General features: G+C 70.0%; 7 protein-coding genes and 3 pseudogenes. 6 read left to right on the top strand and 4 right to left on the bottom strand.

Annotation, left to right across the window (positions count from 1 at the left end):
* Positions 1-131: 131 nt before the first annotated feature.
* Positions 132-359, bottom strand: a pseudogene (locus BGK67_RS01865) (transposase); the annotation flags it as partial.
* Between the two features lie 480 nt (positions 360-839).
* Here BGK67_RS01865 and BGK67_RS01860 point away from each other — a divergent pair.
* The 4 genes from BGK67_RS01860 to BGK67_RS01845 all read left to right on the top strand — a co-directional run bounded on the left by BGK67_RS01860 (position 840) and on the right by BGK67_RS01845 (position 6,302).
* A complete protein-coding gene (locus BGK67_RS01860; protein WP_069918214.1) occupies positions 840-2,540 on the top strand; it encodes a glycoside hydrolase family 13 protein in 1,701 nt (566 codons plus the stop codon).
* A 57-nt stretch (positions 2,541-2,597) separates the two neighbouring features.
* Positions 2,598-3,596 carry a TIGR03885 family FMN-dependent LLM class oxidoreductase gene (locus tag BGK67_RS01855; protein ID WP_069918213.1) on the top strand — a complete coding sequence of 333 codons (999 nt, stop codon included), beginning with the start codon at positions 2,598-2,600 and terminating at the stop codon, positions 3,594-3,596.
* A complete protein-coding gene (locus BGK67_RS01850; RefSeq protein ID WP_069918212.1) occupies positions 3,593-5,287 on the top strand; it encodes an alpha-amylase family protein in 1,695 nt (564 codons plus the stop codon). Before BGK67_RS01855 ends, BGK67_RS01850 begins: the two co-directional genes overlap by 4 nt.
* Positions 5,288-5,708: 421 nt before the next feature.
* Complete coding sequence (locus BGK67_RS01845; protein ID WP_347878388.1) at positions 5,709-6,302, top strand: TIGR04222 domain-containing membrane protein; 594 nt, start codon at positions 5,709-5,711, stop codon at positions 6,300-6,302.
* A gap of 492 nt (positions 6,303-6,794) precedes the next feature.
* Here the strand turns inward: BGK67_RS01845 and BGK67_RS01840 are convergent, their stop codons facing one another.
* From BGK67_RS01840 to BGK67_RS35765, 3 genes and pseudogenes are all read right to left on the bottom strand, one after another.
* Positions 6,795-8,945 (bottom strand): protein kinase domain-containing protein, encoded by a 2,151-nt coding sequence (locus BGK67_RS01840; protein ID WP_069918211.1) that lies wholly within the window; start codon positions 8,943-8,945, stop codon positions 6,795-6,797.
* A gap of 149 nt (positions 8,946-9,094) precedes the next feature.
* Complete coding sequence (locus BGK67_RS01835; RefSeq protein ID WP_107488736.1) at positions 9,095-11,527, bottom strand: protein kinase domain-containing protein; 2,433 nt, start codon at positions 11,525-11,527, stop codon at positions 9,095-9,097.
* Between the two features lie 488 nt (positions 11,528-12,015).
* Positions 12,016-12,243: pseudogene (locus BGK67_RS35765) on the bottom strand (VOC family protein); the annotation flags it as partial.
* Here BGK67_RS35765 and BGK67_RS37205 point away from each other — a divergent pair.
* Together BGK67_RS37205 and BGK67_RS01830 are read left to right on the top strand one after the other, a co-directional pair.
* A pseudogene (locus BGK67_RS37205) lies at positions 12,239-12,430 on the top strand (IS701 family transposase); the annotation flags it as partial. The pseudogenes BGK67_RS35765 and BGK67_RS37205 overlap by 5 nt on opposite strands.
* A gap of 210 nt (positions 12,431-12,640) precedes the next feature.
* The gene (locus tag BGK67_RS01830) at positions 12,641-13,114 is read left to right on the top strand and encodes a YxiG-like protein (protein WP_069918209.1); all 474 of its coding nucleotides are present in this window, start codon (positions 12,641-12,643) and stop codon (positions 13,112-13,114) included.
* Positions 13,115-13,150 lie beyond the last annotated feature (36 nt).

Raw genomic sequence — 13,150 nt, 5'->3', positions numbered from 1 at the left:
ATCGCGGGGTCCCCGCCTGTCGTCATCCATCACGGCGAGTTTGGCGATGGCTCGGACGGTGGACCTCTTCACGCGAGGAAGGCATGCAGGTCAGCCAGCTCCTTGACCCTGCTCCTTCGGTCCGGGAGTGGCTACTGCGGGAGGGCGAGGGATCGGGCCTGTTGTGACAGGCGTCGCCAGCAGATGAGCGCGCATCCCAGGGTGAGAAGGGCTTCGTGGATGTCGTCGCGGATCTCCCAGCGGATCCGCGGGCGGCGAAACCAGTGCAGGTGGGCGAAGGCGCGCTCGACAACCCAGCGTTGGGTTCCGAGTCCGGAGCCGTGTTCGGTGTCGCGTCGCGCGATCAGTGGCTTCACGCCGAGCGCGTGGTCGAGGCGGCAACTCCACACGTAGGGCGGCATCAGACACGCCGGCGGCTCCGCCTCTCGTTCGGTGGGCCGTCGGCGAAGGTGGCGCTCGGTGAGCGGGGTGATCCCTGGTGGGAGCAGTCTGCCGAGGCTCTCAGCGCAGACGGCGAACCGTGAGGCGGGTTGTCTCCTCGGGCGTGGTACGAGGCTCCGGCTCGTGGTGCACGGAGCGATCAGGTCCCTGGACCCCTGCCAATTCGAAGCGGACCGCTGTGCCCTCCGCTACGGGACCGCTGAGGGGCGAGGTCCGACATACCTCGCGCGGGAGTTCACCGAGAAGGCGCCGGCCGGTGCGCGCAGGGATGGGCCCCAGCGGGTCGGTTCGTCCCGGGGGAGCCGGGGCGCCGGCCGGCGATGCCGCCCTGACTGGTATGACCTCAGCCCCCGGGGAAGGAGACTCACGTTCCCCACCCGAGCGAGAGGAATCCACCGATGGCAGCCGACGACATGGGACACGCCGAGGACACGTGGTGGCGGTCCGCGGTGGTCTACCAGGTCTATCCGCGCAGCTTTGCCGACTCCGACGGAGACGGCGTCGGCGACCTGGACGGCCTCACCGGACGCCTGGACCATCTGTCCGGGCTCGGCGTCGACGTGCTTTGGCTGTCGCCCGTCAACCCGTCCCCGCAGGCCGACAACGGGTACGACATTAGCGACTACCAGGACATCGACCCCGTCTTCGGTGACCTGGCGGCCTTCGACCGGCTGCTGGGCGCCGTGCACGAGCGCGGGATGAAACTCGTCATGGACCTGGTCGTCAACCACACCTCCGACGAGCATCCGTGGTTCCAGGAATCACGCGACCCGGCGAGCCCGAAGCGCGACTGGTACTGGTGGCGTCCGCCACGTGAGGGAGGCGAACCCAACAACTGGGGCTCCTTCTTCTCCGGTTCCGCCTGGGAGCTGGACGCGGCGAGCGACGCGTACTACCTCCATCTCTTCTCGCCGAAGCAGCCCGACCTCAACTGGGAGAACCCCCGGATGCGTCGGGCCGTGTACGCGATGATGCGCTGGTGGCTGGAGCGGGGCGTGGACGGCTTCCGGATGGACGTCGTCAACCTCATCTCCAAGGACCCCGCCCTCCCCGACGGCGAGGTACACGAAGAGGGGCCGTACGGTGACGGCTCGCCCTACTTCGTCTGCGGACCCCGCATACACGACTACCTCCAGGAGATGCACCGCGAGGTGATCGCCCGGTACCCGGGCCGGCTGCTGACCGTGGGGGAGATGCCCGGGGTGACGGTCGAGCAGGCCCGCCTGTTCACCGACCCGGCGCGTGCCGAGCTCGACATGGTCTTCCAGTTCGAGCACGTAGGGCTCGACCACGGGCGGGGCAAGTTCGATCCCCGCCCGCTGCGGCTCACCGACCTCAAAGCCTCGCTCGGCCGCTGGCAGTCCGGCCTCGCCGACGTCGGGTGGAACAGCCTGTACTGGAACAACCACGACCAGCCCCGGGTGGTCTCTCGGTTCGGTGACGACGGACCGAGCCACCGGACCCGGTCCGCGACGATGCTCGCGACCGTGCTCCACCTGCACCGGGGCACGCCGTACGTCTACCAGGGCGAGGAACTCGGCATGGCCAACGCGCCCTTGCGCACCATCGAGGACTTCAGGGACATCGAGTCCCTGAACCACTACAGGGAGGCGCTGCGCGCGGGGGCGGAACCCGAAGACGTCCTCCCGGGACTACGGGCGATGGGCCGCGACAACGCCCGTACACCCATGCAGTGGGACGCGTCCCCGCATGCGGGGTTCACCACAGGCACCCCGTGGATCCCCGTCAACCCGGACCACACCGAGGTCAACGCCGAAGCGGCCCTCGCGGATCCCGACTCCGTCTACCACCACTACCGTCGGCTGATCGCCCTCCGGCACCAGGAACCGGCCGTCGTGCACGGCGACTTCACGATGCTGCTGCCGGACGACGAGCGGATCTACGCGTTCACCCGCCGGTACGGCCGCACGGTGCTCTTGGTCGTCGGGAACTTCACCGGCGACACGGCCTCCGCCGTGATGCCCGCCGGATGGGACGGCGCCGAACTCGTCGTGGGTAACGGTCCGTCGGTCCCCCCGCGGCCCGGCCGCCTGGTGCTTGCCCCGTGGGAGGCGCGGGTGCACCGGCGCAACGACTGAGCCGAGCGGGCGGGGACGGCGGCCGATGATCCCTCCGGTGCCGGGTAAGCGGATCCCATGACCGTCTACGGATTCCACGCCTCCCATGAACAAGTACCTCCCGCCGACCTGCTGGCAGCCGTCGTGCGCGCGGAAGGCGCGGGCTTCACCGCCGCGATGTGCTCGGACCACTTCTCACCGTGGAGCGTCCGGCAGGGTGAGTCCGGCTTCGCCTGGTCCTGGCTCGGCGCGGCGCTCCAGGCCACCGACAGGATCCCCTTCGGAGTGGTGAACGCCCCGGGCCAGCGCTACCATCCGGCGATCGTCGCGCAGGCGATCGGCAGCCTCGCCGCGATGTACCCAGGCCGCTTCTGGGCGGCGCTGGGAAGCGGTGAGGCGTCCAACGAGCACATAACCGGCGACCGTTGGCCGCGTAAGGACGTCCGGAACGCGAGGCTGCGCGAGTGCGTCGACATCATCCGGGCGCTGCTGCGCGGCGAGGAGGTGAGCCACGACGGGCTGGTGACCGTGGACCGGGCCAGGTTGTGGACCCGTCCGGAGACGGTGCCACCGTTGGTGGGGGCCGCGTGCAGCGAGGCGACCGCGCGGTGGTGCGCGGAGTGGGCGGACGGCCTGATCACGGTGAACGCGCCGCGCGAGACGCTGCGCCGGATCGTGGAGGCCTACCGTTCGGCGGGCGGCGTCGGCCGGCTGCACCTCCAGGTGCACCTCAGCTGGGCCCCCGACCTGGAATCCGCCCAGGAACTCGCCCACGACCAGTGGCGCACCAACGTGCACGGGCCGCCGGCGAGCTGGGACCTCGACTCTGCCGAACTGTTCGACAACGTCAGCGAGCACGTCTCTGCGGACAGGGTCGCGGAGTCCGTCAACATCTCCAACGACCTCGGCCGGCACGCGGCCTGGCTCCAGGAGTACGCCGACCTCGGCTTCGACACCGTCATGCTGCATCACGTCGGCAAGGAGCAGAACGCCTTCATCGACGCGTTCGGCGCGAAGGTGCTGCCGCAGCTGGATGTCACCCGGCCCCCGGCCGCCGTCGCGGAGGGTGTCCGATGAGGCTGACCCGCACCTCCGACCTGTGGTGGAAGAACGCGGTCGTCTACTGCCTGGACGTGGAGACGTACCAGGACTCCGACGGCGACGGCACCGGCGACTTCGCGGGCCTGACACAGCGCATCGACCACTTGGTGCGCCTCGGCGTCACCTGCGTGTGGCTGATGCCGTTCTACCCGACGCGGGAGCGCGACGACGGCTACGACATCACCGACTTCTACGCGGTCGATCCCCGGCTCGGCACGCTGGGCGACTTCACCGAGTTCGTGCGCACCGCCCGCGACCGGGGCATCCGGGTCATCGCCGACCTGGTCGTCAACCACACCTCCGACCACCATCCGTGGTTCCAGGACGCCCGCTCCAGCCGCACGTCGAAGTACCGCGACTGGTACGTCTGGTGCGACAGCCCGCCGGAGGACGGCCCCGAGGGTGTGGTCTTCCCCGACGTCGAGAAGAGCGTGTGGGAGCACGACGAGACCACCGGGCAGTACTACCTGCACCGGTTCTACAAGCAGCAGCCCGACCTCAACGTCGCCAACCCGGCGGTCCGTGACGAGATAGCGCGCATCATGGGCTTCTGGACGCAGCTCGGACTGTCGGGATTCCGGGTCGACGCGGTGCCGTTCCTGCTGGAGACCGACGGCCAGGAGGACGCGGACCAGCTGCCCGACCCGCACGAGTACCTCGCCGACCTGCGGGCCTTCCTCGGACGTCGCAGCGGTGACGCGGTGCTGCTGGGCGAGGTGAACCTGCCCTACCCGGACACCGCGAAGTTCTTCGGCGACTCGGAGTCCTCCCGCGGTGACGAGCTGACCATGTGCTTCGACTTCATCGGTATGCAGCGGATGTACCTGTCGATGGCGCGGGGCGAGGCGGCCCCTCTGGCGGCGGCACTCCGGGAGCGCCCCGCGGCGCCCCGCGACGCGCACTGGGCCACGTTCGTCCGCAACCACGACGAGCTCACGCTCGACAAACTCGACGACGACGAGCGCGCCGAGGTGTTCGCCGCCTTCGGCCCCGACAAGGACATGCAGCTCTACGACCGGGGCCTGCGCCGCCGCCTGCCGCCGATGGTCGACGGCGACCGGCGGCGCGTGGAACTGGCCTACAGCCTGCTCTTCTCCCTGCCCGGCACACCGGTGCTGTTCTACGGCGAGGAGATAGGCATGGGCGAGAACCTCGCCGCCGAGGGCCGGCAGGCCGTCCGCACCCCGATGCAGTGGACGCCCGACAAGAGTGGCGGTTTCACCGCGGGGGAGGGAGTGGAGCTGCCCAATCCCGTCGCGACGGGTGCGTTCGGCCCGACGAAGGTCAACGCGCACGACCAGGCGCACGATCCGGCTTCGCCGCTGGGTCGGATGCGGACGCTGATCGAACGCTACCGGGAGACCCCCGAGCTGGCCTGGGGCGACTACCGGGTCATCGACACGGACGATCCGGGCGTGCTGGTCCACCTCAGTTCGCTGGAGGGCGGGGCGGTGCTCGTGCTGCACAATTTCTCCGAGCGGTCCGTCACCGCCTCCGTCGAGGTCCCGGGCCTGAGGGGCGGCCGACTGCTCACCGATGTCTTCACCGGTGACACCCTCAAGTCGGCGGCCGCCGGCCTCGTCGATGTCGCGCTGGACCCGTACGGCTACCGGTGGCTGAGGGTCAACACCCCCCTTGACGACCCGGATCGAGCGACAGCGGTGTGATCCGACGCGCGCGCGAGGTGTCCGGCCGCACGGAGTGGGCCGGGCACCTCGTGCGATGGTCGTCCCGCCGGCTAATAACTGATCATTCGCGAAGGAGTCCGCGCACGGGTCTGCCTGCCCGTCCACGGCCGTGACGGGCCAGAATGTCCTCGGCAAGCCGCAGCAGGACGGACACCAGCTCCGGGTCCGCTTCCGCCCGCCCGGTTTTGCACGCCTCGCACAAGGGACTCACCCCAGGGGATCCGCAATACGCCCTTGTGACTGGTCGAGAGGGATGTCCCCTGGTCCCGACGTCTGTCACCGCACACGTGGTGACCCTCCCCGAGCAGGAGGATCTGCCTTGACCGTCCTGTGTCACCCAAAGTCGATCGCGTGGCATCAGACTTTCAGGGACAGGGAAGGCTGCACTGCCCGGTGACAGATGCAGGCCGTGACGGGGGGTGGGGCTGGTATGCGGTGGGTCTTCCGGTGGATCGTCAGGGGCTCGGGCGAGACGAGACCCCTGGACGTGTATGACGTCGCGTTCTTGGCGGGCGGGGCCCGGCATGTGGTGGACAGTGCGGTCACCGCGCTGCACCAGCGTGGGCTGCTCGTGGTGCACAACGCACAGGTCCATTCCGTGGAGGGGAAGCACCCTCTGCATCCGGTCGAGCGCGCGATGGTCGCCTTCTGCAGGCGGCCGACAGACATCGACATCGTACGAGCCGTCCTTGAGCGCTCTCCGGAGGTTGAGGGGATCGGCCGCGGGCTGGCCACGTGGGGTCTGGTGGCGGGCGCGGAGCGTCAGATGACCCCTGCGGGCCGCCGGCATCTCCAACAGGCTCAGCTTGACCGGCGCATGCTGGCGTACGTCTTCCCTCATCGCACCCCGAGTTGGGAAGGGGCCGCGCCACGCCCAGCGGGCCGGCCCCGAAGGCGGTCGGGCGGCAATCGTCGTTACGGCGACTTCGGCCCGGGCCTGGATACGGATACACACTCCGGCGGCGGTCACAGTGGCGGGGGCGGCGGCGAGTGAGGTCCCGCCGGCCATTTCGCTACGGGGTGGATTCAAAGCCCGATGGCACGTGCCCAAGCTGCGATGCCACAGGACAGCTTGGGCCAGGAACCGGCGCACAGCTGGCGGAGTGCTAGGGCCGACCGGTGCCGGGCGCGAGCTTGGACCCAGAGGCCGTCTACAGCGATCTGAGTCGGGGCGAGGCGAGGCCGCCCGGCCGTAATCGGGAGGCGATACCGGCAGCGGATGGGGAACACGTTGCCCGGTGATCGAGCTGTCGCGCACCGAGCTCCGCCGTCTGCTCACCGGTGCCGAGCGCGATCTGACCGCGTTCATTGTCGCGGCAATGGAAGGATCTCCGGGCACTTGTCCGACCACTCCGTTCCGCTGGCCGCCGCCCTGGTCCGCGTTTTCGACCTCCGCCCGTCAGGCGTTCCGCCAGCGCCGCTCGGCACGGAACGGACGGGATGACCGGCGTGCCTATCCCGGACCCGGTGGCAGGTCGGTCAGAGGTCACTTCGTGCCCAGCGCGAAGGCGGACAGCATGTCACCGCTGGAGATCCACAGGCGGTTGCCCGAGCTGATCGCCGCCTTGAGCGGGGCGCGCGAGTCGACCTCCTGGGGCAGGCGCCAGACCTCCTTCCCGTCCGACCGGGCGTACCCGTACAGGCCCGGCCGGCTGCCACCGGTGATTCCGACCAGGACGAGGCCGTCCTGTGCCGCCAGCACCTGGTGCAGGCCCTTCCCCAGGTCCGCAGTGCGCCACAGCCGCCGCCCGTTGCGCAGCCCGTAGGCCGTCAGCGGCCCGTGGCCGGCGGTGGCGTCGATACCGGGCAGGGGGAAGGCGGTGGTGAAGAGGGCGTCGCCCCTCGGGCTCAGCTGCTGTCTCGTCTCCGTGTGCTCCTGCCACAGCGGCTTGCCCGTCTCCGCGTCCACCGCCGCGAAGGACCCGTCCGCCAGGCTCTGTTCGAAGAGAACCGTCGTGCCGTCCTCGCTGAGGCGTGCCGTGCCCGCCAGCAGTCCGTTCTGCAGCCGGTCCTCCGGCGTCAGGCCGCTGGGGACGCTCCACAGCGGGTACCCGTCGGTCACTTGAAGGGCGGTCAGCTCGGTGGTCCCGTGCAGCACGGCGAGGACGAGCCGTGCGCCGGGGTCATCGCCGATGCCCACGATGTCGGATGGATGGCGCCACAGTTCCTTGCCGGAGTGGGGGTCGAGGGCGTAGAGCGTACGGCGGTCGTCCGCTCCGGCCTGCCTGCGCGACACGCACAGCAGTACTCCGCCCCGCGGATGGACGGCAGTGAGCGGGCTGTCCCGGTCCCAGCGTGCCTTCCCTCCGTTGTCGAGGGCGTACAGCTTCCCGGTCCGTACCGAAGTGACGTACGCCCATCCGTCCTCGCCCGCCCGCACGGTCAGATCGGTGAGTTCCGGCTGCGCCAGGCCCGGCGGCACGAACCGCCAGCGCTCCTCGCCGCTTTCCAGGTCGCGAGCGTGGACGGCGCCGTCGAGTTCGATGACGTACACGGTCCGCCCGTCCGTCGAGGAGGCCGCAGAGGCCTGCGGTGCGCTCCGCCACTGGCTCTCGCCCGTGTCCGCGTCGAGGACGGCCGCGCCCGACCCGCTGCTGCTCGTGACGAGGAGCCGGCCCCTCGCCGTCTTCCACACGGTGGAGAAGCCGTCCGGGAGCGGTTTTCGCCACAGCTGCCTGGGCGGTTGCACGGACGGTCCTCCGGAGGCGGCGAGGTACCAGCCCGAGAGCGCCGCAGCCCCGGTGATTGCGCCGACGGCCGCGAGGACCCGGCGCCGGTCCAGTTGCCCGGCCCAACCGCCGGTGGGCAGCGCCGCCCGGACGGTCTCCTCCCGCCGGTGCACCTCCCGGCGTACGGCCTCGGGGAGCCAGCCCGCACCCGGGAGGTCCGGCCCGCCGAACAGCGCCGCCAGGTCCGCCACCTTCGGCGTTTTCCAGGGTTCCTTCTCCAGGCACGCTTTCAGGGCCGCCCGCAGTCCTTCCGGTACGTCCTCCAGATCAGGTTCCTCGTGGACGGTGCGGTACATGACGATGTGCAGTGCGCTGTTCCCGAAGGCTCCGTGGCCCGAAGCCGCGTACAGCAGGGTGGCGCCGAGGGAGAAGACGTCGCCGGCCGACGTGCAGGTGCGCCCGGACACCTGCTCGGGCGGCATGTAGCCGGCGGTGCCGACGACTTGTCCGGTGGTGGTCGGGCCCGTCCCGTCCACGCTCCGGGCGATGCCGAAGTCGATGACGCGCGGCCCGTCGTCGGTCAGCAGGATGTTGGACGGTTTCAGATCGCGGTGTACGAGCCCTGCGGCGTGGACGGCGGCGAGGGCCTCGGCCAAGCCGACGGCCAGGCTCCGTACCGTGGCTTCGGGCATCGGCCCGTGCGCGGTGACGGCTTCGCTCAGGGGGGGGGCGGGGAGGTAGGCCGTCGCCAGCCAGGGCTGTGCGGCATCCGGGTCGGCGGCAAGCACCGGGGCGGTGAAGGCGCCGCTGACCTTGAGGGCGGCCTCCGTCTCGGCGCGGAACCGCTCGCGGAAGCGCGGGTCCTGCGCGTAACTCTCCCGGACGACCTTCACCGCCACCGGCCGCCCGGCCCGGGTCGAGGCCAAATAGACCTTGCCCATGCCGCCGGACCCGAGCAGCCTGACCACACGGTAGGGACCGACCCGGACCGGGAGCGGGGTGGCAGACGAAGGCGGCGGGGGCACGGCGGACGAGGAGGTGTCGGACGACGAGGCGGACGAGGACGAAGCGGATGACGAGGAGGAAGCGGATGAAGAGGAAGCGGGCGGGGGGACGCTCATCCCGCGTCCGCCCGGTAGGCTCGAACGCGTCCACCGCCGCTGACGAACACGACGTCGTCCTGTGCCCACACGCCCCAGAACGCCTCCGCCAGGCGGGTGGCCTCCCCGATGCCGGAAGGCGACGGCGCCGGAGAGCCCGGGGCGGAAACCGGGGCTGAGGACGCCGAGGCGACCGGCTTGTCGCGCAGCGCCCAGAGCTGCTTGCCGTCGGAGGTCCGCAGCACCAGGCAGCCGGACGCGAATTCCCCCGTGCTTATGCCGAGGCCGCTGATCGCGGGGCTGAACAGGACCACGGTGACCTGGGTGGACGCGGCCAGGGTGGGCGAGAACGCGGGGAGGGGAGACAGCGGGACGGGGCTTTCGACGCGCCATCGGATCTCCCCGGAGTGCAGGTCCACGGCGTGCACGTTCCGGAAGTCGTTGACGAGCAGCAGGTCCCCGACGGCGATCGGGACCGAAGCGCCGGCCATGGGAAGCGCCCACCGCCGCTGCCCGCTCTCGGCGTCGTAGGCGCTCATCCCGGCCTTCTGGTGCATGGCGATCAGAAGGTCACCGACGGCGATGAGCGAAGAGGTGAGGGATCCGCCGCCCGCCTGCATATAAGGGGGGAGCTGGCTGTTGGGGTCCGCGGCCACGTCCACGGACCACCGGGGCGTTCCGTCCGCGGCGTGCACGGCGTACAGGGTCAAGCCGGTCTTGGTGCTCTCGGTGTAGTAGAAGCCGTGGCGGTCGGCGGCGTACCTGACTTGAGACATGGAGTTGGGGACCACAGGCTTGCGCCACCGGACGTCCCCACCGTTCAGGTCGATGGCGGTAACCGTCTCGCTGAGATCGGGACCCGCAGTGGCGGCGGGGGACGGCGCGCCCGTCGTGAGGCCTCCCTTGAAGGTGTTTACCAGGCAGTAGGCCATGTTCTCGTGGGCGGAGAGCAGGGTGACCACGTGGTCGCCCTTCGGCAGACCCAGGGTGGACCGCACGCGTGCGGTGGCCGGGTCCAGCACGGTCAAGCTCGTCTGCCCCATGGATTCCAAGGCCGTGCTCATCGAAGTGCCGAGCAGCCCCGCGTCGATGGGGCCGAGGACTCGGGTTCCCCGGGGGAGCGCTCCGGATGGCTGGTTCAGCTGCATCGCGGTCGCGGTGCTTTGGCTCCAGCGGAGCTTGCCGCTCGCGGAGTCGAACGCGGCCACCGTGTAGCCGCCGAAGCTGGAGTCCTGCAGCACCAGCGTCCCGCCAGTCGCCCGAAGCTGGGGCATTCCGCTCGGCGAGTCGGGGAGTGGCTCGTTCCACAGAGGCGCGGGCGGATCGGTCAGGACCACGGGGCGCGCGGTCGGGCCGAGCGACGGGGCGGGGCCGGCGTTCTTGCCGCCGCCGTCTCCGGCTTTCCAGGGCCCCCACACGGCTCCAGCAACCCCGCCCCCGGCCAGCGCGGCGGCCGCGAGGCCGCCGAGCAGGACCGTGCGACGGCTGGGGGCGGACCTCTCTCGGCCCCCGTCGGGCACGGCGCGGGGCGGGGGCGGCGCCACCGCCATCTGCTCGGCGTCGCGGGCCCGCTCCGCCAGATCGGCATGGAGCGCCGGGACCAGTAGATCGTGCGGGCGCGCGGGCGCCAGCCCGGCCAGGACCGCATCGAGAGGAGGCCGCCGGGCGGGCGTCTTGTCCAGGCACCGCAGCAGGAGCGGGTGCAGGGCGGAGGGGACCGCCTGCAAGTTGGGTTCGTCCGTGACGATGCGGTGCAGCACGCTGTGGTCACCGGGACCGAACGGCCCCTCCCCGCAGGCGGCGTAGACCAGGACCCCGGCCAGCGCGAAGACGTCGCTCTCCGGTCCGGCGTCGTGGAACGAGGCGATCTGCTCCGGCGCCATGAAGGCGGGGGAGCCAATCACCGTGCCGGTGACGGTGAGCCGGGTCTCGCCGAGGGCCTTGCTGATACCGAAGTCGATCACGCGCGGGCCGTCGGAGGACAGCAGTACGTTGCCGGGCTTGAAGTCCCGGTGCACCAGCCCGGCGGCGTGGATGACCTGGAGAGACTCGGCGAGGGCGGTCCCCAGGGCCCGCACGGCCGGCTCCTGGAAGGTGCCGCAGATCCGCAGCGCCTGATCGAGCGTCGGCCCGGGGACGTACGCGGTGGCCACCCAGGGCCGCGGCCCGTCCGTGTCGGCATCCAGCACGGGCACCGTGTACACGCCGCTGACCCGGCGGGCCGCGGCCACCTCCCGGCGGAAACGGCTGCGGAAGGCGGGATCGTCCGCGTACTCCTCCCGCACCTGCTTGACCGCCACCAGCCGCCCCGACCCGGTTCGGCACAGGGAGACCACACCCATCCCACCACCGCCGAGCGGCCGCATCACCACGTACGGACCGATGACGGCGGGCAATACGACGGTCGCGCCGTCCGCCCCTAACTCCTGCTCCGAACCAGCCTCTTGCATTCCCATGGCTCCCCCGCCCCGACAACTGCCCGATGGATCCGGCGAAGGAAGAGACAGTTCCCCCTCCGCCCGCGGTTCCTCGCGGGCGGGAGCATACAGCCGAACCCCGCACCCCGGACCTCGATGTGCCGAATCAGGTGCCCCATGCACGAACGCGGGATGCGGAGGGCGGCTCAAGTGTTTGCCTATGGTCGCCACGCAGCGGCTGAGCGCGGCGCGCACCTCATCGGCGGTAAATGTGTGCGCGCCAGAGGAGATGGAACGCTGATGCTGGACGTCCGTTAGCCGAAGTACGGGGAACGGTCCTCCAGCCAGCCGATTGCGTGCAGGTCACGTGCGAGCCAGCGGGGCTCGATTCGTCTGGCAGGCCTACTCGCCTGAGCTGACCTGGTCCACCACAACCACCGTCCTGCAGAATGCGCTCACCGGCTATCAGCAACTCGTAGAGTGCCTGGAGGGTACGTCGGGTTCTGCAATCAGGTTGAGGGATCGAAGTGCCACCGGTTCTTGGCGCCCTTCGGCTCCGGAACCTGCTGGAACCACACCCTCGGTCCCCGTCCCGCGGGATCGATGATCGACTCCGGAATATCCCCGGCACCGGCCGGCAACTCTGCCTCGGGCACCCCCACAGCCGCCCAGTAAGCACGCCACGTGGCGTGCCCGCCCGGCGGAGGCTCAGGCACGTAGCCCAGGGCCTCGGCCCAGAAAGTCACCATTCTGCAGGAATGCGGCCTGGACGACTACCAGGTCCGCCGCTACGACGGCTGGCACCGCCACACGACCCTCGCCATGGCCGCCCACGCCTGCCTCACCGTCCTGCGAGCCCGCGAAATCGACACCGGGAAAGCAGAAACGGATCATCCCAGCTCATATCCCTCACCCTCCCCGAACTCCGACGCCTGATCAGCCGGCTCACCCGGGCCCGCCCGAGCATCGACCACGTCTTGCACTGGTCACACTGGCGACGACGACGCCAGTTCCAGGCCCGCATCAGCCACTACAAACGACGCGGCCAGACCCCACCAGAAACCGACAAACCATCACGGCAAACACCGTTGCCAGTATCAGGACCTGTCCGGTCGATCTTTGAGGTCGAGTGAGGTAGAAGGAGGCATGGATACCGCCGTACTTGAACAGATGCTGGACGAGACCTTCGATCAGGCTGTTGTGCACCATGGATACACCAACTACATGCGCGACTACGAGGTGATCGTCTACGCGACGGCTGCTCCTCGTACCGGCATCACGCCGTCGCACCTGCGGTATCTCTTCCGGTACTGCGTTGAGGCCCGTTGTGAGACGTCGGTGTCGGCGGAGACTTGGCGGGTCTCTTTGGACGACCGGCTCATCGACCACGAAACCGGTGTCGACCTTGATGGATACGTCTGGGGCGTGAAGTGGCATGACCTGTACCCGGGAGCCAAGCTTCTCCCTGAGTCGGAGGGGACCCGTCGCTGGTCGAAGGCCGTCGGGATCGACTTCCATGAGGTACGCATTGAGACCAACGCACACACCCTGACCTTGGTCTTCTCTGACCTTCAGGTGAGCGAGGTCCCGGTCGGATACACACCCTTCGTCACGGAGTAGGGACCAGGGTTCGTGTGATCTTGTGACCGACGTGTG

Source organism: Streptomyces subrutilus, from assembly GCF_001746425.1.
GTDB classification, from domain to species: domain Bacteria; phylum Actinomycetota; class Actinomycetes; order Streptomycetales; family Streptomycetaceae; genus Streptomyces; species Streptomyces subrutilus_A.
This window is presented reverse-complemented; position numbering and strand designations above follow the sequence as displayed.

Coding starts and splice junctions, on each gene's coding strand:
- BGK67_RS01845 (WP_347878388.1), top strand. CDS start 5,709: ATGCAGGCCGTGACGGGGGGTGGGGCTGGTATGCGGTGGGTCTTCCGG.
- BGK67_RS01850 (WP_069918212.1), top strand. CDS start 3,593: ATGAGGCTGACCCGCACCTCCGACCTGTGGTGGAAGAACGCGGTCGTC.
- BGK67_RS01835 (WP_107488736.1), bottom strand. CDS start 11,527: ATGCAAGAGGCTGGTTCGGAGCAGGAGTTAGGGGCGGACGGCGCGACC.
- BGK67_RS01860 (WP_069918214.1), top strand. CDS start 840: ATGGCAGCCGACGACATGGGACACGCCGAGGACACGTGGTGGCGGTCC.
- BGK67_RS01855 (WP_069918213.1), top strand. CDS start 2,598: ATGACCGTCTACGGATTCCACGCCTCCCATGAACAAGTACCTCCCGCC.
- BGK67_RS01830 (WP_069918209.1), top strand. CDS start 12,641: ATGGATACCGCCGTACTTGAACAGATGCTGGACGAGACCTTCGATCAG.